This window comes from Neorhizobium petrolearium, assembly GCF_029854435.1.
GTDB lineage: Bacteria > Pseudomonadota > Alphaproteobacteria > Rhizobiales > Rhizobiaceae > Neorhizobium > Neorhizobium petrolearium.
On the sequence record NZ_CP123000.1, the window covers coordinates 1,950,909 to 1,973,874 of the forward strand.

Consider the following 22,966-nt stretch of genomic DNA (forward strand, 5'->3'; position numbering starts at 1 on the left):
GAGGGCTGAGAGATGGCATTGTTGCCCGTTTCCGAGGCGAAGAGCTGCCTGCTGGACAAGGCGGACCCGATTGCCGGAAGCGAAACCGTTCCGCTTGGCGAGGCCAGCGGCCGGATTCTGGCGGCCGAAGTGGTCGCCCGGCTTACTCAGCCGCCATTCGATGCTTCCGCGATGGATGGTTATGCTTTGCGGGCCGAAGATGCATCTGCGATCGGCTCCGAATTGACGGTTATCGGCAGTGCCGCTGCCGGCCATGCTTTCGAAGGGGTGGTCGGCAAAGGGGAGACCGTTCGCATCTTCACGGGAGCGCCCCTGCCGGAAGGTGCCGATTCCGTATTGATCCAGGAGGATGCCGAAAGGCTCGACGGCAACCGTATCCGCACCACGTTCGCCGTCGTGAAGGGCCGGCATGTACGCCCGCGCGGCCAGGACTTTTTTGAGGGCGAGACGGTGCTCCATCCCGGCACCCTTCTCGATTTTTCGCACCTGACGGTCGCCGCTGCGATGAACCATCCGGAGCTTTCCGTCTATCGCCGTCCGCGCGTCGCAATCCTGGCGACCGGTGACGAACTGGTCTTGCCCGGCGACACACCCGGTCCGGCGCAGATCATCGCGTCCAACACGTTCGGCGTCTCCGCGCTGGTGCGCGACAATGGCGGCGAGGTTCTGGACTTCGGCATCGTCAGGGATCGGCAGGAGGATATCGCTGCTGCGATCGAAAAGGCCCGCGCCGCGCAAGCCGATGTGCTGGTGACGCTTGGTGGCGCCTCGGTCGGCGATCACGACCTCGTGCAGGCGACGCTGAAGAACGCAGGCATGCAACTCGATTTCTGGCGGATCGCCATGCGGCCAGGCAAGCCGCTCATGGTCGGGACCCTTGAAGGCATGCAGGTGCTCGGCCTGCCGGGCAATCCGGTCGCAAGCCTGGTTACCGGTATGCTCTTTCTGGAGCCGCTGCTTCGCAAGCTCGCCCGCCTGCCGGAAAGGCATCGCGAAGTGGAAGGCATCACGGCGAAGGCGGTTGCCGCCAACGACCAGCGCCAGGATTATCTGCGTGCGAAGATCTCGAAGGATCACGCCGGTAATCTGGTGGCCGAGGCCTTCCAGAAACAGGATTCTTCGATGATGAAGATTTTTGCCCAGTCCGGCGGGCTGATCATCCGCCCTCCGCACGCGCCGGAACTGCCTGCAGGCTCTCCTTGTCCCGTACTGCTGATACGTCCCTGACGACGATCCGGATATCGACTGAATCCGGAGCTTGGGAAGCATTGTCCCCTCACGGAGAATAGTGTGCCGAAATCAGAAGTCCCCAGCATCGTCTGGTTCCGCAGGGATTTGCGCCTGGATGACAACCCGGCATTGCACGCGGCGATGGAAACCGGCGGCCCAGTCATTCCGGTCTACATCCGTGAACCGCAGCATTTGAATGTCGGCCCGTTGGGAGCCGCTCAGCGATGGTGGCTGCATCACTCCCTGACGGCGCTGGCGAAATCCCTGAAGTCCGCCGGCAGCGGCCTGACATTGATTTCCGGAAAGGCGGAGGACGTGCTGGTCGATCTCGCCCGCCAGACTGGCGCTCGCATGGTTTTTGTCAATCGCGCCTATGAGCGGCATCAGGTCGATCGCGGCATCGCGCTCGAACTGAAGAAGCGCGATATCGCCGTCCGTGCGTTTCATGGCCAGCTTCTGCAAGAGCCGCATGCGATCCGCACCGGCGCCGGTAGGGCTTTCAGGGTTTTCACACCGTTCTGGAACGCTCTGCAAAAGGCCGGCGAGCCGCGGGAGCCGATCGGCCCGCCGCTGAAAATTCCTTCGCAGGATCATCATCACCGGTCAGAGAGACTGGACAGTTGGGGACTTCTTCCGAAAAAGCCAGACTGGGCGGCCGGGTTCCCGGCAATATGGACCCCCGGTGAAGATGGCGCTCGGGAAAAGCTCGCCGACTTTATCGACCGGAAGCTCCAGGACTACAAGCATGGTCGTGACCTGCCGAGCGTCCGAGCCACGTCCTTGCTGTCGCCCCATCTCACCCACGGAGAGATTTCCCCGGCTCGTATCTGGCATGCGACCAGGGGCATGCCGAAGACCGCTTCCGAAGATGTGGTACATTTTCGCCGTGAACTCGCATGGCGCGACTTCTGCTACAGCCTGCTGATTGAGTTCCCGGAACTGGACGAGAAGAACTGGGACAACACTTTCGATACCTTCCAGTGGGGGTATGATGCGAAGGAATTCCGCGCCTGGACGAAGGGGCTGACGGGTTACCCGATCGTCGATGCCGGCATGCGCCAACTCTGGCGCTACGGCTTCATGCATAATCGGGTGCGGATGATCACCGCATCTTTTCTCATCAAGGATCTGATGATCGACTGGCGGAAAGGCGAGAAGTGGTTCCGCGATACACTGGTCGATGCCGATCCGGCCAACAATGCCGCAAACTGGCAGTGGGTCGCGGGCTCGGGCGCCGACGCTTCGCCCTTCTTCCGTATCTTCAACCCGGTCCTGCAAGGCGAGAGATTCGATCCGGAGGGCGATTACGTGCGCGAGCACGTACCGGAACTCGGCAACCTGGACCGCAAGTACATCCACAAGCCCTTCGATGCTCCGAAGTACGTTCTGGATAAGGCCGGAATCGAGCTCGGCCGAACCTATCCGAGGCCGATCGTCGATCACGGCCTTGCCCGAGACAGAGCGCTCGCAGCCTACAAGGCCAGAACGAATCCATCCGGTCCTGAAACGCTATAGGGGCTTTGGGAAGCGGGGTTCAGGCGCGGTGCAAGAGCCCTCGCATGGCCTCAAAGAGCATCGTCTGGCGGGATGCCTGCATAACGGGCCCGCGGTCGAATCAGCTGGCCGCTATCGACCTGCTCCATGGCATGCGCGAGCCAGCCGGGGGTACGGGCAAGAGCGAAGATGACGAGCGGTGAGTCTTCCGGTAGCCCGAACGTGGCCGCAAGCGCGGCAAGTGCGAAATCGATATTGGCCGGCTCGCCGAGCAGTTCCTCTCCGGCTTCCGCCAGGAATCTGTAGAGGGGTGGAACCTCGAAGCTTGCCAACAGGGCCTTGGCGCGGGGATCGCCCTGCGGGTAGAGCCGGTGGCCGAAGGCCCGCACCAGTCCTTCCGATGACAGGGCGCCCCGAATCGCTTCCCGCACGCCGACAGATACGGCCTGTTCCGCAAGCCGCGTGACGCTGAGCCATGCGCCGCCATGCCGTGGACCGGTCAGCGTCGCCAATCCCGAAAGCGTTGCTGCCGAAAGGGCCGCACCGGATGATGCGGTGACGCGTGCCGCGAAAGCCGAGACGGCGAGCTCATGCTCCGCCGCAAGCACCAGCGCCCTGCGGATCGGGTCGGCCGCTTCGGGCCGTTGCCAGCCAAGCGCAAGGCGCTGATGCAGTGACACCGGCTCGCCATTCCACGGTGCGAGCCCGGCGGCCACCGTGGAGAGCACCGAGACAGCCTCGGCTTGCAGGACGGAAGGCGTCCTGCCCAATGCCGGCAGGTCGTTCATGACGCGCGCCGCAAGGACTGTCAGGGCATTTGCCATGCGTGACGCCTCTCCCGTTCGGTGCTCACCCGTTTCGACACGGATGTCCTGGCTGTTCCAAAGAAGGGCGGCGACCTTTTCCAGCGTCGCATGGCCGGCAAGCTCGATCGCATCATGACCGCGATAGAACAATTTTCCGTCGGAAATCGTCGAGATGGCGGTCGGCAGAACCGGATCGCCCCAGCGGATGGCTTCCGCCGCGACCGCAGCCGCCTGGCGCCGGCCGGCATGGCGCTCTGCGAGCCGCTGCACATCGCTGGCCCGGTAAAGGCTGCGACGCGGGTCGGCAGGGTCCGGCTTGGCACGGATGCGTCCGCGGCTGACATTGGCGTAGAGCGTCTGCGGTTTGGTTCCGAGCCGGGCAAGGGCCTCGTCGGCGGTGATCCAGAGCATGTTCATATTGATCGATTGCATCAAGATTGACGTCAACAAGACTAGGGCGGATCATCCTCGCCGTAAAGGAGATGGCATGAAAGAGGCCGCGGCCGTTGAGAGAACGGATCACTGACATGCAGGTGAAGATCGAGGGACAGTCACACTTCCGGCCTTTGGGCTTACCTTATTGGGGTTTTGCAGATCTCAACAAGGGAGTTGGAAGCATGACTGCCTCTTACGATTACCATATCGGCGTGGACTACCACAAATCCTACAGCCATCTGGTCGTCCAGGACAGCGGTGGCAAGACGTTGCGCTCCGGTCGGGTGAAGAACGACCGCCAGTCGCTCGGCGGGTTTCTGGAACGCTACCGCGACAACAGCCACGCGGTTGTCGAGGCGACCCGCAACTGGATGGTGATGTACGACTGGCTCGACGACATTTGTGATGATGTCGTTCTCGCCCACCCGTGGAAGGTCAAGGCGATTGCCGATGCCAAGATCAAGACCGACAAGATCGATGCGACGGTGCTGGCGCATCTGCTCAGGGCCGACCTGGTGCCGGAGGCCTGGGCGCCCAGCGAAAAGGCACGACAGCTGCGTGTCGCGCTACGCGAGCGGATGTTTTATGTGCGGCTGCGCACGATGGTGAAGAACCGCATCGTCACGGTGTTTGATCGCTATCCCGAGCAGACGGCGCAGTTGAAGAAGCTTGGTGATCTGTTCGGCAAGGCCGGCCGCATTCAACTTGCGCAGGTCAAGGTCTCGGAGATCGACCGCATTCAGATCGACCGAGGTCTTGCCTTCATCGGCGACATCGATGTCAGGATCAAACAGTCGGAAGCAACTATCCGGGCGATGACCAAAGCCAATGCCAATGTGAAGCTGTTGAAGACGATCCCCGGCATCGGCGAGTTCTTCGCCCGGCTGATCGATGCGGAGATCGATGACATATCGCGGTTTCGCAACCCGAAGAAGCTTGCCGCCTATGCCGGGCTTGTGCCGTCGACCTATTCGAGCGGCGGCAAGACCTTTCACGGCAAAATCATCAAGCAGGGCAACAAGTGGCTGCGCTGGGCCTTCGTCGAGGCGGTCGCCCCCGCCATCGCCAGCGATGCGCAGCTGCAGGCCCAATACGAGCATCTGAAGTTCAGAGGAGTGAACAAGGCGCGTGTGGCCATCGCGCGCAAGCTTTTGACGATCGCCTTCCAGATCCTGCGTGATCAGCGCGCCTATGAGCAGCGCGACACCAGCACCACGGAAGGCGCGTCGACAATATCCCGGTTGTCCTGATGAGTGGCTAGCGAGCCCGGTAAAACTGGGCTGCGCTCTTAAAGGAGAATGGGAAACCGGGAGCCGAACGCCATTCTGTGACCGAAGCTGACGCATCAGGGTCACGCATTGGAGCATGGTTCAAGACCGAAGGACGGGAACAACCTGTCCAGCGGAGGGAAGAGATTTAGCCGATCGGTCAAAACGCCGGTCAAAACATAACCGAACCCAAGGAAAAGCCGCCAACCGAAGGTGTTTTGCCCCTTGTGTTCTTTCATTGGAGAAACACCCATGAAGAATGGACTTGAAGACGTCGTTGCCGCCGAAACCCGGTTGTCGGACGTGGATGGTGAAGCCGGACGCCTGGTTATTCGTGGCGTATCGCTGGATCGTCTTGTCGAGCGCGCGACGTATGAGGATACCGCAGCCCTGCTGCTGGAGGGTCTACTGGATCGTCCTGTCATTGCGGATGACTTGAAGACCCGGCTCGGCCGCATGCGTGCCGAAGTCTTTGCGCATGTCCAGGCGGCGGATGAGGCACTCCAGGAATTACCACCGGTGGATGGCATGCGGGCTCTTATCGCAAGACTGCCGGACGGCGAGGATTTCGAAACCGTGCTGCGGCTGCTGGCCGCTCCTGCCGTCTTCCTGCCGGCCTTGCTGAGGCTGCAGAAGGGCGAGACACCTGTCGCGCCGAGTCCGTCGCTTTCGCAATCCGCCGACATCCTGGCTATGCTGAATGCGAATCTCCCGAGCCGGGAACAGGTATCCGCCCTTGATGCCTATTTGGTGACGATTTCCGACCACGGGCTGAATGCTTCCACTTTCGCCTCCCGGGTCATCGCCTCCACGAGAGCCGGCCTCACTTCGTCGGTCCTGGCGGCGATCAGCGCGCTTAAGGGACCTCTGCATGGAGGCGCTCCGGGGCCGGTACTCGACATGCTGGATGCCGTCGGTACTGAAGCCGATGCAAAAACCTGGCTTGGCCATGCGCTCGATCGCGGCGAGCGCCTGATGGGATTCGGCCACCGGATCTACCGCGTCCGCGATCCGCGCGCCGATGCATTGAAAGGTGCCCTGAAACCGTTGATCGCAACCGGCCAGGTCGATCATGACCGCATCCGGCTTGCGGAAGCGGTCGAACAGGCAGCGCTTGCCATCCTGAGGGAACGCAAGCCGGACCGGCCGCTCGACGTCAATGTGGAGTTCTACACGGCTCTGCTGCTGGATGCGCTGAAGTTTCCGCGCGAAGCGTTCACCGGGGTCTTCGCGATCGGCCGCACGGTCGGTTGGATCGCTCATGCCCGTGAACAGGCGCTTGAAGGCCGGCTCATCCGACCACGCTCGGTTTATGTCGGCCCGCTGCCTCAGGCTGCCTGAAGCGGGACGTGAATCAGAAAACCCGGCCGAAGCCGGGTTTTCTAAACGCATTAAACCAACCGGCTCTGTTCCAGGGCCGCTTCTATGAAGCTGGCAAAGAGCGGGTGCGGATCGAGCGGCCGGCTCTTCAGCTCCGGATGATATTGCACGCCGATGAACCACGGATGATCGGGATATTCGATCGTCTCAGGCAGCACGCCATCCGGCGACATGCCCGAGAACACCAGGCCGCATTTCTCCAGCCGGTCCTTGTAGTCGATATTGACCTCGTAACGGTGGCGATGACGCTCGGAAATATCGGTGGAGCCATAGATATCGGCGATCTTCGTTTCACGCTTCAGAGTTGCCTTGTAGGCACCGAGGCGCATCGTGCCGCCAAGGTCACCCGAAGCAGAGCGCTTCTCGAGCTCGTTGCCTTTCACCCATTCGGTCATCAGGCCGACCACCGGCTCCTTGGTGGGACCGAATTCGGTCGAAGAAGCCTTGTCGATGCCGGCGAGATTGCGGGCCGCCTCGATGACTGCCATCTGCATGCCGAAGCAGATTCCGAAATAAGGCACGTTCTTTTCACGGGCATAGCGCGCCGCATTGATCTTGCCCTGCGAGCCGCGCTCGCCGAAACCGCCCGGCACGAGGATGCCGTTGACCTTTTCCAGATACGGCGCGGGATCTTCCTTCTCGAAGATTTCCGACTCGATCCACTCGATCTTGACCTTGACGTGATTGGCGATGCCGCCGTGATGCAGCGCCTCTATCAGTGACTTGTAGGCGTCCTTGAGGCCGGTATATTTGCCGACCACCGCGATCGTCACCTCGCCTTCCGGCGTGCGGATGCGGTTGCAGACCTCTTCCCAGGGTTCGAGACGCGGCTTCGGTGCCGGCTCGATGCCGAAGGCGGCAAGCACTTCGTTGTCGAGGCCTTCCTTGTGATAGGCCATTGGCACGTCGTAGATGTTGGCGACGTCGAGCGCCTGGATGACGGCGGAAGGCCGTACGTTGCAGAACAGCGACAGCTTGCGCCGTTCGGCCTCCGGGATTTCCCGGTCGGCGCGCACCAGCAGGATGTCGGGCGCAATGCCGAGCGCCTGCAGTTCCTTCACCGAATGCTGGGTCGGCTTGGTCTTGAGCTCGCCCGCTGCCGGAATGTAAGGCATCAGGGTCAGGTGCAGGTAGACGGCCGTGCCGCGCGGCAGGTCGTTGCCAAGCTGGCGGATCGCTTCCAGGAACGGCATCGCCTCGATGTCGCCGACGGTACCGCCGATCTCGCAGATGACGAAATCGTAGTCCTCGTTGCCTTCGGTCACGAAATCCTTGATCTCGTTGGTGACGTGCGGAATGACCTGCACTGTCGCGCCGAGATAGTCGCCGCGGCGTTCCTTGTCGATGATGTTCTTGTAGATGCGGCCGGTGGTGATGTTGTCGGTCTTGGTCGCAGAACGCCCCGTGAAGCGTTCGTAATGGCCGAGATCGAGATCGGTTTCCGCCCCGTCATCGGTCACGAAGACTTCGCCGTGCTGGGTCGGGCTCATCGTGCCCGGATCCACGTTCAGATAGGGGTCGAGTTTTCTGAGCCGCACCCGGTAGCCCCGGGCTTGCAGCAGTGCTCCAAGTGCCGCGGCCGCAATTCCTTTTCCGAGGGAGGAAACCACGCCGCCAGTGATGAATACATATCGCGCCATGGGAGTCACCGGATACCTTTTCATTCGTGATTCCGCCAGCACAAATTGTCCGTTTCGGCAAAACGGCTGTGGAATCTTCCCAAAATAAAACCGGCAGGCTTTTGGCCTGCCGGAGCTTTAAGCGTTGACCGGACCTTATTGGCCGGTCGGGACACCCGAAGGTGCGGCCGGAGCGGCGGGTTCCGCCGGAGCAGAAGGTACGGCCGGCGTCGCCGGAGCTGCACCCGTAGCAGGAGCCGCAGGAGCGGGCGCAGCCGCGCCGGAACCGGACGGAACGCCGTTTTCCGCGGGGGCCGGGGTCTGTGTCGGGGCGGGACCAAGCTGGTCGAGAATGCCGCTGCCCTGACCTTGCTGGCTCTGCGGAATACGGTTCAGGATATCGCTCGGGCGGCTTTCGTATCTTGCCAGGATGCCGAGCGCCAGCGACGTGAGGAAGAAAAGCGTCGCGAGGATTGCGGTGGTGCGGGTCAGTGCATTGGCCGTGCCGCGCGCCGACATGAAGCCGGAGCCGCCGCCGATGCCCAGTCCGCCGCCTTCGGAACGCTGGATCAGCACCACGCCGACGAGGGCAAGCACGATCATGAGGTGAATAACGATCAGAACGGTCTGCATATCAAAATCCATGCCTCCGCGGGGGAGACAACAAAAAGAGTTGGCGGCTCTTTACATGAGAGCTGCGTGCATTCCAAGCCCCTATCGAAAGGCTCAGGCCATCAGTGTCTCGTAGACCCGATAGATGGCGAGGAAATCGTTGGCTTTCAAGCTCGCACCACCGATCAGCGCACCATCCACATTCTCGACGCTCATCAGCTCCCGGGCATTTCCGGGCTTCACCGAGCCGCCGTAGAGGATGCGCATGCGCCTCCCCTCCTCTCCGAGGCAGGCCGTGAGCTCGGCCCGCATGAAGGCATGGGCGATCTCGACGTCATCGGCGGTCGGTGTGACCCCGGTGCCGATCGCCCAGACCGGTTCGTATGCGATCACGGTATTTGCGGCTGTCGCCGTTTCCGGAACTGAGTTGAAAATCTGGCGCTTCAGGACCTCGAGGGTCTGGTAAGCGTCCCGCTCGCCCGCCGTTTCACCGACGCAGATGATGGCGGTGAGGTCTGCCGCATGGGCCGCCTGCGCCTTGGCGCGCACCAGATGATCGGTTTCGGCGTGGTCGGTGCGCCGCTCCGAATGCCCGACGATGACATAGGTTCCGAAGCAGTCGGCAATCATTTCCGCCGAGATGTCACCCGTATGGGCGCCGGAAGCATCCTGATGGCAATCCTGACCGCCGATCATCAGCGGGCTGTCGGTTGAAAGCGCGGTCGCGACATAGAGCAGCGTTGCCGGCGGGCAGATGAGCGCATCGACCTTTTCGGACAGCGCGCCCTGAACGCCCTCGGCCATAGCCTTGATCTCTGTCAGGGACTCGCGCGTGCCGTTCATTTTCCAGTTTCCGGCAACAAGCGGGCGCACATCGGGCGTCATCGGCGATAGCTTCCTCTCCTGTTCGGTTTCTTTCGATGGCAGAAACCGAAACCTCCACAGATACGGGGACCTGTTTTAGACACATCCCGTCCGAATTGGTATGCAAAAGACAGGTCTTGGTTCAAGACTTTGGTTAACGGCGGGGCTTCAGCCGGCGGTAAGCAGGAAGTTCAGCACTTTCCGCCAGTCAACCATGCGGATAGGCGTGCCGTGGCTGCCGGTCTGAAACAGCGTGAAACGGGTTGGATAGCCCGCGCTTCCAAGCTTGCGATAGATTGCCGCCTGCTCCTCGGCCTTGTAGACGCCGTCGGCGCTGCCGTGGGCGAAATAGATCGGCAGCTTGAGCTTTGCGAGAGGCGTTTTCGGCAGACCCGCATCAGGCGGACCACCGAGGAGCGCCATGCCTTTGAGATAATGCACGGTCTCCGCGTCGCGGCTGACACCCTGGCAGATGAAACCGCCCATCGAGGCGCAGGCGAGGATGACCGGCCGTCTTGAGGACCGGTCGAACGCATAGCGGATCAGCGCGGCGATGTCGGCGACCCCCTTGTCGTCGAAGGAGGTAACGCTCGGCGAATAGTAGGTGCCGCCATTGTTGACTGCGAGGTTCTTCAGCCGGTTGAAATTGCCGCCGAACGTGTAGTCGTTTGCGCCGAGCCTACGGTCGCCGCCGCGCCCGTGGATGAAAATCACCGTAAAGGACGCACCTTCCATTTGTCCCACTCTGGTGACATCGAGCTTTCTGTTCTCGGGAAGGTTCAGCGTTTCGTTCTCCTGGTGGCGCCGCACGCCGAGGGAAACATAGGCATCCTTGACGCGTCGCTCCGGCACCCGGTCGCGGCCGTTGATGTCCCGCATTTCCTGGTAGTCGATCACGTCATAGGCGCCGCTGTCGCGGGTCTCCAATACAGCTTGGCGCGAGAACAGGTCGTCCTTGAAGGGCTTGATTGGACCATCCTGGGCAGCGGCGGGCATGCCGGCAAACGCGATCAATGCCGCAAGAAGTGCGCCGAAGACGAAATGAATTGTGGACATGACCTTTTTCATCGGACTCCTGATACGGTCGAATCTTGCCATTGCCTTGTCGGCAAAGCATTGCTGAAAAAGGCCGTTTCTTTGCGGCATCGCGAAAAAGCCTGCTTTCTGGCAGAATCGCGAGTGATTCGAAACAGCATGAGATGGGTATGGCTTCTTCTTCCGCACCCCGACAGGTAGTACCGACGCAGCCGATGGATGACAATGACGACCTTTTCGCCGACCTGCCCTTGACGTCGAAGCCGGTCGCCGTCGAACCGGAGCTTGCCGCGCAGGCAGAGCCTTCGCCGGCACGCCCTGCCCCGGCGCAATCTTCCGGCGACGATTACGGTGCCTCCTCGATTCGCGTCCTCGAAGGGCTCGAACCGGTGCGCATGCGCCCGGGCATGTATATCGGTGGCACGGATGAAAAGGCGCTGCATCACCTGTTCGCGGAAGTCATCGACAACTCGATGGACGAGGCGGTTGCCGGTCACGCGAATTTCATCGAAGTGCATCTCGATGCGGAAGGTTTCCTGACGGTCACGGATAACGGCCGTGGCATTCCGGTCGAAAACCATCCGCAGGTGCCGGGCAAGTCGACCCTCGAAGTCATCATGACCAAGCTGCATGCCGGTGGAAAGTTCGACGGCAAGGCCTATGAGACCTCCGGCGGCCTGCACGGCGTCGGTGTTTCCGTCGTCAACGCGTTGTCGGACCTGCTGGAAGTCGAAGTCGCCCGCAACCGCAAACTCTACCGTCAGCGCTTTTCGCGCGGCGTTCCGCAGGGTGGGCTGGAGCAACTTGGCGACGTGCAGAACCGCCGCGGCACGAAGGTCCGTTTCCATCCGGACCCGCAGATCTTCGGTGAGCATGCGAAGTTCGACGCCGGCCGCATCTTCCGCATGGCCCGCTCCAAGGCCTATCTGTTCGGCGGAGTCGAGATCCGCTGGAGCTGCGACCCGGGCGTGGTGCCGGCGGATGGCGAGATTCCAGAAAAAGCGGTTTTCCACTTCCCCGGCGGCCTGAAGGATTATCTTGGCGCCACACTCGGCAAGGAATTCACCGTTACGCGCGAGATTTTCGCCGGCCGCACGGAAAAGACCGGCGGCCATGGAGCGATGGAATGGGCAGTCACCTGGTATGGTGGCGACCCACAGCTTCATTCCTACTGCAACACCATCCCGACGCCCGAAGGCGGCACCCATGAGGCGGGTTTGCGCATTGCGCTCACCAAGGGGCTCAAGAACTATGCCGAACTGACCCAGAACAAGCGCGCGGCGCAGATCACCACCGACGACGTGATGATCTCGGCCGTCGGCATGCTCTCGGTCTTCATCCGGGAGCCTGAATTCGTCGGCCAGACCAAGGACAAGCTCGCCACTGTCGAAGCGCAGCGCCTCGTCGAGAACGTCTTGCGCGACCCCTTCGACCATTATCTTGCAGGCAATCCGAACGAGGCTGCGAAACTTCTCGATTGGGTGATCGAGCGCGCCGAGGAGCGCCTTCGCCGCCGCAAGGAAAAGGAAGTCAACCGCAAGACGGCGGTGCGTAAGCTGCGCCTGCCCGGCAAGCTCGCCGACTGCTCGCAGAATACGGCGGAAGGTGCCGAGCTCTTCATCGTCGAGGGCGATTCGGCAGGCGGCTCGGCCAAGCAGGGCCGCAACCGCGCCAATCAGGCGATCCTTCCGCTCCGCGGAAAAATTCTCAACGTCGGCAGCGCCAGCCGCGAAAAACTCTCCGCCAACCAGCAGATCGCCGATCTCATCCAGGCGCTCGGCTGCGGCACGCGAACCAAATACCGCGAGGAAGACCTCCGTTACGAGCGCGTCATCATCATGACCGACGCGGATGTCGACGGCGCCCATATCGCCTCCCTGCTCATCACCTTCTTCTATCAGGAAATGCCGGAGCTGATACGCGGCAACCACCTCTATCTGGCGGTCCCGCCGCTCTATGTTTTGCGACAGGGTGGAAAGACGGTCTATGCCCGTGATGATGCCCACCGGGCAGAGCTGATGGAAACGGTGTTCAAGGGCAAGAAGGTCGAGATCGGCCGCTTCAAAGGTCTGGGCGAAATGATGCCGGCGCAGTTGAAGGAAACCACCATGGATCCCGCCCATCGCACGCTTTTGCGCGTCGCGATCGACGATGTGGATTTCGAGGGAACGCGTGAGGCCGTCGACAACCTCATGGGCACCAAGGCCGATGCCCGCTTCCGTTTCATTCAGGAACGCGCCGCCTTTGCGGAGAATCTCGACATCTGAGCCGGCATTTCGATCGGAGTTAAGATCAGTCCCGACCGTCGAGCGCTTTCGTCAGGGCACCGATCAACGGGGTTCGCGGACCGGGTGCGGAAAAGCGCGCCGGATTGGCCGCTCTGCCGCTGTAGCGGTAGCAAAACCAAGGAACATCTCTGCGCATCAGTTCTTCGGCGATTGCAGCGAAGCTTCACTGGCCGGATTGTCTTCCAGGTGCCTTGCGATGCCAACTATGGATGCAATCGACCTTGGCAATTGCGACCGAGAGCCAATCCATATCCCCGGCAGTATCCAGTCTCATGGATGCCTTGTCGCATGTGACGCCGCAGGTAGGACTTGCGCTGTACTTTCGGTACGGGCCGGAAGGTGATTTCACATTTCTATCGCATCTGCCGTCTAGGGCAAGTAAGTAAAGCTTCCTTTTAACGACTGAAGCGTTAGTCTTGTGGCAGGCAGCCGCCCACGCCATATGAAGGCGAGAATGGAAAAGGATAAACGGTGAGCGTGAATAACAGTCGCAAGGGACCCAAGGAGCCGCGCTGGCTTGGCCCAGTCGTGCCAAGGGTTGCGCTCATTCCGCCGATTTCCGCCGCGCGCTGGCTTCTTGTGCTTGTTGCCGCTGCCGGAATCTATTTCTTTCATGGCTTCTTGGTGCCGGTCCTGGCCGCCCTCGTCATCGGCTTTGCGAGCTGGCCGCTCTATCGCGAACTGCTGCGCCGCATTGGCGGCAACACCACGCTCGGCGCGTCGCTGGCGATCATCTTTATCCTGACCTTCCTCATCGTGCCGATCGGCATCGCCATCTCCTATACGATAGATGAGGTCCGGCAGTGGATTGTATGGGCGGCCGAGGTCAACCGCTTCGGAGCGCCCCCTCCTGCCTGGATCACCGGCTTGCCCTGGATCGGCGAATGGGTCGGCGTGCAATGGGTCGAGCATGTGGGATCGCCGGGGGCGATCGGTGGGCTGATCCAGCTCATCAGCGGCGCCAATATCGGCAACATCTACCGAGCAATCGTAGCCGCCGGCGGGGGAGCCTTCCATCTGCTGCTGATGCTGCTCTTCATGCTGATCGCCCTTTTTTTCGTCTATCGAGACGGCGCCTCCTTTTCTCAACAGATCGACCTTCTGGGAGAGCGGATCTTCCCGACCCGCTGGGAACGCATATCGCGTGTCGTGCCTGCGACGATCAGCTCGACTGTCACTGGCCAGACGCTGATCGCCATCGGTGAAGGCATCGTACTCGGCATTGCTTATTACATCGCCGGCGTACCCTCACCCGTGACGCTGGGCGTGATTACGGGCATCATGGCGCTCATTCCGGGCGGCGCACCGCTTTCCTTCACCCTGATCTCGTTCTATCTGGTGGCGAACGGTTCCTATGTCGCCGGAGCCGGCCTTTTCCTCTGGGGCACGGTCGAGCTTTTCATCGTGGACAAGACGCTGCGGCCCCGGCTGGTCGGCGGTCCGATCAAGCTGCCCTTCCTTCCGACGTTCTTCGGCCTGGTGGGCGGAGTGAGCACGATGGGCTTCCTCGGCCTTTTCATCGGTCCTGTGCTGATGGCTCTGATCGTGTCGATCTGGCGCGAATGGATCCGGGAAGCGAAGATGGCCGAAAGCACCGAAGTGGAAGCAGCCGATTTCACCAGGGGTTCGGGTGCGCAGGAGCTTCCTCCGGAGGTCCCGGTCGTCAGGAAAGCCTCTTCTCCATGAAGATGCTGAGCGGATCGGGCTTGTAGTCTCCAAAGGGCCCGATCTCGACGAAACCGTAGGCACGGTAGAGGCCGATCGCCTGCGGCTGGTATATTCCCGTCTCCAGACGAATGATCGATAGGCTGCGTTCCACGGCCCGTTCCAGGATCACGTCCATCAGCCGCTTTCCGAGTTTCAAGCCGCGCGCTGCCTCATCAACGAACATGCGCTTGATCTCTGCAGTGCCGTCGCTCGCCTCCACCAGCGCACAGCAGCCGAGGATCGCATCGTCCTTCCGTGCGACGAAGAACGACACCCCCGATCCTTCCAGGCTCGAAACGTCGACCATGTGGTTGCTTTCGGCTGGGTAGAGCGAGGCGGCATAGGCATCGGATAGTTCGAGAAGCCTGAGAACACCCGCTTGGCGCGGCGGTTCGAGCGCGATCGTTACGGTCATTGGCATTGCCCACTGGTTTCATGCATTCCAGAACGATTACAGGATGCAGCATGTCGTTGAAAGCTGCCTTGGTCGGGTCAAGATTGCTCGTTTTAAGTCGATCACGATCATCGGGGGACAACATGAACGCCGCACTTATTGTCATGACCATTCTCGGCTGCAATGACGCCGGAACCGACTGCCATTATATTGCAACGGCCGAGAACCGCTGGCCGACCATCGCGATGTGCGATGCGGTTTCCGAAGATCAGCTTGGCCGCTACGCGAACCAGCCTTATCCGATGATTATTGCCGTCTGCCAGAAGCCAGAAGCGACCGAAATTGCGAATGCTCCCGCAACGCAGGCAAAACCCGAGACGTTGCCCCCTGAGCCGGCCCAGCAGCCGGCCGTCGTAACGCCGCAGGAGGAGGAAACGCTTGCGAGCAGCGCCATCCGACGCGTCAGGAGCGTCCTTCCCACGACCGAAGGTGTGAAAACGCTGATGGTTAAGCCGGTCCGCCTGGTCGAAGACGGTTATTCCTGGGTCGCCAGGAAATTCCACCGATAAGAAGCTTAAGCCGCCAGCGAGACTTCGTTGGCAAAGGACCGCGCCCCGAGCCGTATCTCGGAGAGGTGCAGTTTCTCGATCATGTCGAGCAATGCGGAGACCGGCGAAAGAGGCATCCCTGAACGGTTGAACGTCTTGAGCAGCAGGCCGGATATCCCGTCCGGTGTGCCGCTCGCCGATGCCTTGCGCCAAAGGAAGACGGCTTCGACGAAGACGACGGCGATGTCACGTCCGAGCCCGCAGGCTTCGAAAAGCGCGCGCACCGCGTGCATCCGGCCGGTGACAAGGATCGCCCTGACGCGACGATCATCCAGGCCCGAAAGTGAAACTATCGCGCCGGCAAAGAAATCCACCTTGCCGGTGCAGAGTGCGTGGATCAGCAAGGCTGGCGTCAACTGCCCGGCCGTTCGCAGATGATCGACGAGGCCCGGGATTTCCTCCAGCCGCACCGTACCGGCAATCGCTACCGCCGCCGCCTCGCCCGCTTCGCGGATGACATGGTCGATACGCGCTGGCGCCATCGTGGTGCGTACCAGGCCGAAGTTCGCCAGTGCCGCGGTGATGTGGTTGACCAGCATATGCCGGGCGTCTGCGGGCAAGGTCTCCCGCTCCAGCAGCAGGTTGCGGATATCGCTGTGATGCCCGAACCGCTCTGCGATCCGCCGCAGCGAGATACGGGTGATGGATGCGGTTTCGTTTTCGAGCAGGATGATCACCTCACCCTCATCGCCGATTTCGGCAATCGCGGCGGCGATCCCGCGGGAAAGGCCGGGCCGTGCGGCGATCAGGCCGCGGGTCAAGCTGTCGCTTCGTCCGGCGAGATCGACAAGATCGCTTTCGGTGAGTACCGGTGAATGGGTAATCACGGTGCAGGCGATTTCCGGCTGGTCTTCGGCAAGCGAGACGATAATGGCGCGGGGGGCTCTGGGAGACCCGGCAAGCGCTTCGGCGAGCGCCAGCCGCACGCGCGGCGACGGATCATCGAGCAGATAGGTCATGGCGAGCGCCGCAGCCTGGTGCTGCTCGCCACCCATTGACGAGCGAAGATAAGCTCGGCCCAGCGCGTTGGCCGCCTTGGCCCTGTCGCTTGCCCTTGCGGTTTCCGCCCAACGAAGAAATGCTTGTACGATCACACCCAGCCCCGGTAACACATGCCGGAACGCGTCCAGCCTGTTGGAGTTCACGCTAGGGTGAAAAAGTTTAAGATTGGTTCATCACGTTTGTTAATCATGAAAGAGACCCCGAAGATACGCTCCTGGTTGATTGTCGAACCATCGGCGGACATGGCGACTGTTCATGCGGCCGGCGCCGACCGGCTTGTGCTCGACCTGACGGGATCATCCGAGTCGTGGGAATCGGTCGCGGGCTCTTGCAAAGCATGGGCGGAGCTTGACCCTGATCATCTTCCGGCTTTCCTCCTGCCGCCGTTTGCCTCCATGCGAACCGAAGTTGCCGCCGAATACGCAATCCGGGCGGGTGCGGTAACAGTTCTCCTCGGGGGAACTCGGAATGGTGCAGAGGTTCAGCGGCTCGCCGTTGTTCTTCGTGTCGAGGAGTTGCGGTTTGGCCGGCCGCCGGGCAGTACCGGAATTGTCGCGCTGGCCGACTCTGCCGGAATACTTGCGGCCGCCAGCTTCGAGCGCTGCAGTGACCGTCTCTACGGCTTGGGTTGGGAGCAGGACTTCGACCCCCTCTCCGATGCGACCCGCCTCGCCCGGGCGACGATTGGACTTGCCGCATCCACTATCGGCGTGATGGCCATCGACGCCGTCTCGCCGACCCGTAACGGCCCCTTCCAATCCGAATGTCGGATCGCGCGGGAAAACGGCTTCACCGGTAAGCTCAGTCGCCGGCTCGACCAAATTCAGATCATCAATCACATTTTTGCGGATTAACCGCCGGCACCCGCCGGGCGAACCATTTCGAAGACGTCCGCGCCGCCGTCGGCATAATCCCGATAACCCATGCGCGCGATCGGCCGGGCGAGGCTCATGTCGATGCGCCCGTCGCGCAAAATCTCTTCACTGATATGGATGCCGATCACCTGGCCGAAGACCATGAAGGCGTCCGCGCCCTCGCCGTCCAGCCCTTTGGGCTGGATCACCTCCGTGACTCGGCATTCGAGCACGGTATAGGCTTCCGCAACGTAGGGTGCATCGATGAGTTCGGCCATCTTCGCCGTCAGTCCTGCCACCTCGAACTCGCTGACGCCGTATTCCACCGCCTCCGAAGAAGCATTCACTTTCTCGGCAAGATGGCGGCTTGCGAGGCTCGCGGTGAAAACCCCGGTTTCCTCGGCATTCTTCAGGCTGTGCTTGCGGCCGCTGGAGGAGAACATCACCAGCTTCGGCCTGTCGGAGACGATGTTGAAAAAGGAATAAGGGGAAAGATTCAGCGAACCGTCCCTGCCCTTCGTCCCGATCCAGCCGATCGGACGTGGAGCCACGATCGCCTTGAAGGGATCATTTTTCAGGCCGTGCTGATTGGTATCGGTCGTGTAGAACATCAGGCGTTGCTTTCGCCGGCATAGGTGACGATCTGCGAAAGTTCCGGCCGCGGACGGTCCGGCGTCGGAAAATCGCTGGAGCCGATGTGGATGAAGCCGGCAACCTTCTCGCCCGGCTTTACACCGAGAAGCTGCAGCGCCACGTCGTCGTAAGCCACCCATTCGGTACGCCAGTTGGCGACGTAGCCGTGTGCGTTTGCGGCCATCAGCATGTTGAGGCAGACCGCACCGGCCGAGAGCACCTGTTCCCATTCGGGTATCTTCACATGCGGCGCGGCCGTACTGATAACGCCGACGACCAGCGGTGCACGGGTGAAGCGCACCAATTCGGCTTCCTTTGCGGCATCCTCCATATCGGGTGTTTTCTTGAGCAGGAGCGCCAGGAATTCTTCACCGAGCTTTTTCCGCACGTCGCCACGATAGACGACCAGACGCCACGGCGCCAGCTTGCCATGGTCGGGAACACGCGTCGCCAAGGTGAGAATCGCCTCGAGTTCTTCCTGCGAAGGGCCCGGTTCCTTGATCTGGGCCACGGGTGTGGAATGCCTGTCGCGCAGGAAATCAATGAGTTTAACGTCATTTTGCATGGTCAAAACTTTCATTCGGAGGTGAGGCGGCGGGAAGGTCTTGAAATTGCCTTGGCATTGGTTTTCAAGTGACGCTTCGGAAAAGAAGAGTCAACCGGTACAGGAACAGATGTCAGGCACTTCGCTCGCGGTATGCAGGATCCTCGCGGGGGCATTGGCTCTCGGCTTTGCCTTCAGCGCGTCCGCGGAAGATGCCTTCCAAAGTTTCCGCCAGCTCGACAGTACGGCAAAGATGCCGAAGCTCAATGCCTTTTCCGCCCTTCCCGGTGGCGCGTCACCTGTCGCCGGCAAGGATGTGCTGTTCGATGCCAAGTTGACCTCCGACGGTGAGGTCATGCAGGAGGGGCTTGTCTGGCGCGTCTTCAGCCCGATTGCCGGCGAAGACGGCAAGCTTCCGCTGGTTGCCAGTTCCGAAGGTGGTTCGGCCGCCTTCCAGCTCGTGCCGGGTGAGTATTTTGTCAATTGCGCCTTCGGCCGCGCCGGCGTCACCAAGAAACTGATCGTTCCTGCCGACGGCAAGATAGCGAAGCAAACGCTGGTACTCGAGGCGGGCGGTTTCGTCCTGAATGCCGTCGCGGGCGCCGACCAGCGCATCCCACCGAACCAGTTGAGCTTCTCGATCTATTCCGCGGAGGTGCGCGACAACGGCGACCGGGCACTGATCATGGCGGACGTGAAGCCGAACGCAATCGTGCGGCTCAATGCGGGCACCTATCACGTCGTATCGGAATATGGCGATGTGAACGCCGTGGTGCGCGCCGACATCCAGGTGGAGGCAGGCAAGCTCACGCAGGCGGTATTGCAGCACCGCGCCGCGCAGATCACCCTCAAGCTTGTCTCGCAGCCGGGCGGCGAAGCTATCGCCGACACTGCCTGGTCGGTGCTGACTGCGGCCGGCGACATCGTCAACGAGAGCGTCAGCGCCTTTTCGACCATGATTTTGTCGGAAGGCGAATATCTCGCCGTCGCCCGCAACAAGAACAAGATTTACCAGCGCGAATTCACCGTGAAGGCCGGCCGGAATACCGAGGTTGAGGTGTTGTTGCGGGATACGCCGCAGGTGGCGGGTACGGCACAGGCTTTGACCGATAGAAATTAGCCTGTTTTCAGCAGCTTCTGTTTGCTGGATGGTTGCATGGAGAAGACCGCATCGTAGAGCCTGGCGAGCAGGTCCTTGCGGTCGGCGATCGCCGACATCTCGTCCCAGGTCATGACCTCGCCCACGCGTGCCCGGATTGTCGAGCCGGAGAGTTGCTTGAACTCGCGGATCAGCAATGACAGCCTGAGCGTCATCGAAACGCGGCTTGCGATGTGGAAGAGCGGGCCGTTCTGTCCCTCGAAGAAGATCGGCACGACATTGGCCCGCGCAGCCTGGACAAGCTTGGCAGGAAATATCTTCCAGGGCAGATCCTCGGCGCGACCGAAGCCCTTTTTGGCGGTCGCCACGCCGCCGGCCGGGAAAATGATGATCGTCGTACCCTCCTTCAGAAGGCGCACTGCCTCGTGGCGGGTCTGCATGTTGAGCGCCATCGCCTCCTTGGTCTCTTCGAAGGAGACCGGCAACGAATAAGGTGCCATTTCCGGGATCTTCAGGAGGTCGTTATGGATCAGCACGCGGAACGGTCGCCCGAGCTGCTCGGCAAGTGCCAGGACCGCAATGCCGTCGCCGATCCCGAAAGGATGATTGGCAACGATCACAAGCGGGTTGTCGGACATATCCCTCGGCGGCCAGTTGCCGGCCACATCGAGGTCGACATCGATGAGATCGAGCATCTTGCCGAAGATGCGGTCGCTTTTTCCGACGATATCCGTTCGCCAGATATCGTAGAGCCGCGCATATCGGTCGCGGCCGGAAAGTCCCTCGATGGAGCGGATGAACCAGCGTTTGATGCGCGGATCCTTCTCATTGGCGTAAGAAAGTTCCTTGAACCGCAAGTCAGTCTCCGCGGAACAGCCCCGCCGCATGACAATGTCATTGTAATATTGCAGCAAGATTACAGTTTTCTGACAGCGCCTGTGATGACGGGCGCTGTCAGGCAAGGATGATCAGGCTGCCGCCTTCCTGGCTTGGAGCCGGCGCAGGATGTCCGGCGGTGTCGCTTCATGGGCGAGCGCAGTGACAGCATCTTCGAGTTTCATCGAGGTCTGGGCCTGGGAGCCGAGACGACGGATGTTGACCGAGCGTTCTTCGGCTTCTTTTTTGCCGCAGACGATAATGACCGGCACCTTGGTAACTGAGTGCTCGCGGATCTTGTAGTTGATCTTCTCGTTGCGGAAATCGGTCTCGACGATCATCCCCGCATCGCGAAGGGCCTCCGCCACCTCACGGCCATATTCGTCGGCGTCCGAGGTAATCGTCGCCACCACGACCTGCAACGGCGCGAACCACAACGGCATATGGCCGGCGAAATTCTCGATCAGGATGCCCAGGAAACGTTCCATCGAACCGCAGATGGCGCGATGGATCATCACCGGCTGCTGCTTTTCCGAGTTCTGATCGATGTAGAACGCGCCGAACCGTTCCGGCAGGTTGAAATCCACCTGCGTAGTACCGCATTGCCATTCGCGGCCGATCGCATCCTTCAGCGTATATTCGAACTTCGGCCCGTAGAAGGCGCCCTCGCCCGGCAGGATGCCGGTCTTGATATTGTTCGACTGCGACTGGATCGTCTTCAGGACGTCCATCATCACGCTTTCGGCACGATCCCACAGTGCGTCGGAACCGACGCGCTTGTCGGGCCTTGTAGAGAGCTTGATGGTGATTTCTTCGAAGCCGAAATCCTTGTAGACTGAAAGGATCAGGTCGTTGATCCGAAGGCACTCGGCAGCCATCTGCTCGTCGGTGCAGAAGACATGCGCATCGTCCTGCGTAAAGCCGCGCACGCGCATCAGCCCGTGCAGCGCTCCGGATGCTTCATACCGATGCACAAGGCCGAATTCCGCAAGCCTGATAGGCAGTTCACGGTAAGATTTGAGACCATGCTTGAAGATCTGCACATGGCCGGGGCAGTTCATCGGCTTGAGTGCAAAGACGCGCTGGTCGGCCTCCTCGTCGTCCGGATGGATGAAGGCATGGGCCGATTTCACTGCGAACATGTTTTCGTTATACCAGCCCCAGTGCCCGGAGGTCTCCCAAAGCGACTTGTCGAGGACCTGCGGCGCGTTGACCTCTTCGTAGGTGCCGGCAAGCCGACGGCGCATATAGGCAGTCAGCGTTTGGAACATGCGCCAGCCCTTGCCGTGCCAGAAGACGACGCCGGGTCCTTCTTCCTGGAAATGGAAAAGATCCATTTCCCGGCCGAGCTTGCGGTGATCCCGCTTTTCGGCCTCCGCGAGCACGTGCAGATACTGGTCGAGTTCTTCCTGGCTTGCCCAGGCCGTCCCGTAGATGCGCGTCAGCATCGCGTTGTTGGAATCGCCGCGCCAGTAGGCGCCGGCCACCTTCATCAGTTTGAAGGCCGTACCGATCTGGCCGGTGGATGCCATATGCGGGCCGCGGCAAAGATCGAACCAGTCGCCCTGGTAATAGATCTTGAGGTCCTGGTCTTCCGGGATCGCATCCACGAGCTCGACCTTGTAGCCCTCGCCCATGTCGGCAAAGACGTTGCGGGCCTTCTCGCGCGGCCAGACTTCCTTGGTGAACGGCTTGTTGCGGGCGATGATCTCCTTCATCCTCGCCTCGATCCTAGGCAGGTCTTCGGGCGTGAAGGGCCAGTCTTCGCGCGTGTCTGGATGGACGCGCTTGAAGTCGTAATAGAATCCGTTCTCGATCACAGGCCCGATGGTGACCTGCGTTCCCGGCCAGAGTTCCTGTACGGCCTCGGCCATGACATGGGCGGCGTCGTGACGGATCAGTTCCAGCGCTTTGGGATCAGTGCGGGTAACGATCTCGATCGGTCCATTGGTCACCGGATCGGAAAGGTCCTGCAGGTTGCCGTTGATGGCAACCGCGACCGCCTTCTTGGCGAGTGATTTGGAAATGGATTCTGCGACGTCACGGCCGGTTGTTCCGGCATCGAATGCGCGGACGGAGCCATCGGGAAATGTAAGGGAAACGGATTGAGACATGTCTTTCTCCTGTCCAGTCCCGCCAACGAATGCGGGTGGTGTTGGAATAACGGCGGTCCGCCTTGGGCCGCGCCGGCGTGGCTGATAAAGACTTTTCGCTTTTT

Annotated in this window: 20 protein-coding genes and 1 pseudogene; 10 read left to right on the top strand and 11 right to left on the bottom strand. The window is 61.1% G+C overall.

Going from position 1 to position 22,966, the window contains the following annotated elements; all coding sequences use genetic code 11:
* The first annotated feature begins 12 nt into the window (after nt 1-12).
* The gene (locus QEO92_RS09960; protein WP_227702890.1) at nt 13-1,227 is read left to right on the top strand and encodes a molybdopterin molybdotransferase MoeA; all 1,215 of its coding nucleotides are present in this window, start codon (nt 13-15) and stop codon (nt 1,225-1,227) included.
* A gap of 63 nt (nt 1,228-1,290) precedes the next feature.
* Complete coding sequence (locus QEO92_RS09965; protein ID WP_037146957.1) at nt 1,291-2,745, top strand: cryptochrome/photolyase family protein; 1,455 nt, start codon at nt 1,291-1,293, stop codon at nt 2,743-2,745.
* 50 nt (nt 2,746-2,795) lie between these two features.
* Here the strand turns inward: QEO92_RS09965 and QEO92_RS09970 are convergent, their stop codons facing one another.
* On the bottom strand, nt 2,796-3,941 hold the full coding sequence (locus QEO92_RS09970; protein WP_227705129.1) for a citrate synthase: 1,146 nt from the start codon (nt 3,939-3,941) through the stop codon (nt 2,796-2,798).
* 206 nt (nt 3,942-4,147) lie between these two features.
* Between QEO92_RS09970 and QEO92_RS09975 the strand changes: the two genes are divergently transcribed.
* Both QEO92_RS09975 and QEO92_RS09980 read left to right on the top strand, forming a co-directional pair.
* Complete coding sequence (locus QEO92_RS09975; RefSeq protein WP_210059136.1) at nt 4,148-5,215, top strand: IS110 family RNA-guided transposase; 1,068 nt, start codon at nt 4,148-4,150, stop codon at nt 5,213-5,215.
* 270 nt (nt 5,216-5,485) lie between these two features.
* Nucleotides 5,486-6,574, top strand: coding sequence for a citrate synthase/methylcitrate synthase (locus QEO92_RS09980; RefSeq protein ID WP_037146959.1), 1,089 nt, complete (start codon nt 5,486-5,488; stop codon nt 6,572-6,574).
* Nucleotides 6,575-6,624: 50 nt separating this feature from the next.
* Here QEO92_RS09980 and QEO92_RS09985 read toward each other — a convergent pair whose 3' ends face one another.
* The 4 genes from QEO92_RS09985 to QEO92_RS10000 all read right to left on the bottom strand — a co-directional run bounded on the left by QEO92_RS09985 (nt 6,625) and on the right by QEO92_RS10000 (nt 10,764).
* Nucleotides 6,625-8,262, bottom strand: a complete 1,638-nt coding sequence (locus QEO92_RS09985) for a CTP synthase (protein ID WP_280107519.1) — start codon at nt 8,260-8,262, stop codon at nt 6,625-6,627.
* Between the two features lie 126 nt (nt 8,263-8,388).
* A complete protein-coding gene (gene secG, locus QEO92_RS09990; protein WP_227702891.1) occupies nt 8,389-8,865 on the bottom strand; it encodes a preprotein translocase subunit SecG in 477 nt (158 codons plus the stop codon).
* 93 nt (nt 8,866-8,958) lie between these two features.
* The gene (tpiA, locus tag QEO92_RS09995) at nt 8,959-9,729 is read right to left on the bottom strand and encodes a triose-phosphate isomerase (protein ID WP_227702892.1); all 771 of its coding nucleotides are present in this window, start codon (nt 9,727-9,729) and stop codon (nt 8,959-8,961) included.
* A gap of 147 nt (nt 9,730-9,876) precedes the next feature.
* Nucleotides 9,877-10,764, bottom strand: a complete 888-nt coding sequence (locus QEO92_RS10000; RefSeq protein ID WP_037148449.1) for an alpha/beta hydrolase family protein — start codon at nt 10,762-10,764, stop codon at nt 9,877-9,879.
* Nucleotides 10,765-10,958: 194 nt separating this feature from the next.
* Between QEO92_RS10000 and parE the strand changes: the two genes are divergently transcribed.
* The 3 genes and pseudogenes from parE (at nt 10,959) to QEO92_RS10015 (ending at nt 14,717) form a co-directional block, all read left to right on the top strand.
* Complete coding sequence (parE, locus tag QEO92_RS10005) at nt 10,959-13,010, top strand: DNA topoisomerase IV subunit B (protein WP_037148451.1); 2,052 nt, start codon at nt 10,959-10,961, stop codon at nt 13,008-13,010.
* A 217-nt stretch (nt 13,011-13,227) separates the two neighbouring features.
* Nucleotides 13,228-13,338, top strand: a pseudogene (locus QEO92_RS10010) (hypothetical protein); the annotation flags it as partial.
* Nucleotides 13,339-13,502: 164 nt separating this feature from the next.
* Nucleotides 13,503-14,717 carry an AI-2E family transporter gene (locus QEO92_RS10015; protein WP_227702893.1) on the top strand — a complete coding sequence of 405 codons (1,215 nt, stop codon included), beginning with the start codon at nt 13,503-13,505 and terminating at the stop codon, nt 14,715-14,717.
* Here QEO92_RS10015 and QEO92_RS10020 read toward each other — a convergent pair.
* Nucleotides 14,695-15,153: a GNAT family N-acetyltransferase gene (locus QEO92_RS10020; RefSeq protein ID WP_227702894.1), complete on the bottom strand. Its 459-nt coding sequence runs from the start codon at nt 15,151-15,153 to the stop codon at nt 14,695-14,697. The two genes, QEO92_RS10015 and QEO92_RS10020, sit on opposite strands and share 23 nt — an antisense overlap.
* Nucleotides 15,154-15,275: 122 nt before the next feature.
* Here QEO92_RS10020 and QEO92_RS10025 point away from each other — a divergent pair, with 122 nt between their 5' ends.
* Nucleotides 15,276-15,701 carry a hypothetical protein gene (locus QEO92_RS10025; protein ID WP_227702895.1) on the top strand — a complete coding sequence of 142 codons (426 nt, stop codon included), beginning with the start codon at nt 15,276-15,278 and terminating at the stop codon, nt 15,699-15,701.
* 5 nt (nt 15,702-15,706) lie between these two features.
* On the opposite strand, the gene QEO92_RS10030 is transcribed toward QEO92_RS10025, so the two are convergent.
* Nucleotides 15,707-16,834 carry a DUF2336 domain-containing protein gene (locus QEO92_RS10030; RefSeq protein ID WP_227702896.1) on the bottom strand — a complete coding sequence of 376 codons (1,128 nt, stop codon included), beginning with the start codon at nt 16,832-16,834 and terminating at the stop codon, nt 15,707-15,709.
* A 57-nt stretch (nt 16,835-16,891) separates the two neighbouring features.
* Between QEO92_RS10030 and QEO92_RS10035 the strand changes: the two genes are divergently transcribed.
* Nucleotides 16,892-17,596, top strand: a complete 705-nt coding sequence (locus QEO92_RS10035) for a hypothetical protein (protein WP_227702897.1) — start codon at nt 16,892-16,894, stop codon at nt 17,594-17,596.
* On the opposite strand, the gene QEO92_RS10040 is transcribed toward QEO92_RS10035, so the two are convergent.
* Complete coding sequence (locus QEO92_RS10040) at nt 17,593-18,207, bottom strand: flavin reductase family protein (RefSeq protein ID WP_037146983.1); 615 nt, start codon at nt 18,205-18,207, stop codon at nt 17,593-17,595. The genes QEO92_RS10035 and QEO92_RS10040 overlap by 4 nt on opposite strands.
* Nucleotides 18,207-18,794: a nitroreductase family protein gene (locus QEO92_RS10045; RefSeq protein ID WP_037146986.1), complete on the bottom strand. Its 588-nt coding sequence runs from the start codon at nt 18,792-18,794 to the stop codon at nt 18,207-18,209. The genes QEO92_RS10040 and QEO92_RS10045 overlap by 1 nt, the downstream gene beginning before the upstream one ends.
* Nucleotides 18,795-18,903: 109 nt before the next feature.
* Here QEO92_RS10045 and QEO92_RS10050 point away from each other — a divergent pair, with 109 nt between their 5' ends.
* Nucleotides 18,904-19,893 (top strand): hypothetical protein, encoded by a 990-nt coding sequence (locus tag QEO92_RS10050; protein WP_227702898.1) that lies wholly within the window; start codon nt 18,904-18,906, stop codon nt 19,891-19,893.
* Here QEO92_RS10050 and QEO92_RS10055 read toward each other — a convergent pair.
* Nucleotides 19,890-20,729 carry a lysophospholipid acyltransferase family protein gene (locus QEO92_RS10055; protein ID WP_227702899.1) on the bottom strand — a complete coding sequence of 280 codons (840 nt, stop codon included), beginning with the start codon at nt 20,727-20,729 and terminating at the stop codon, nt 19,890-19,892. The two genes, QEO92_RS10050 and QEO92_RS10055, sit on opposite strands and share 4 nt — an antisense overlap.
* 111 nt (nt 20,730-20,840) lie before the next feature.
* The gene (gene thrS, locus QEO92_RS10060; RefSeq protein ID WP_037146994.1) at nt 20,841-22,862 is read right to left on the bottom strand and encodes a threonine--tRNA ligase; all 2,022 of its coding nucleotides are present in this window, start codon (nt 22,860-22,862) and stop codon (nt 20,841-20,843) included.
* Between the last annotated feature and the right edge of the window lie 104 nt (nt 22,863-22,966).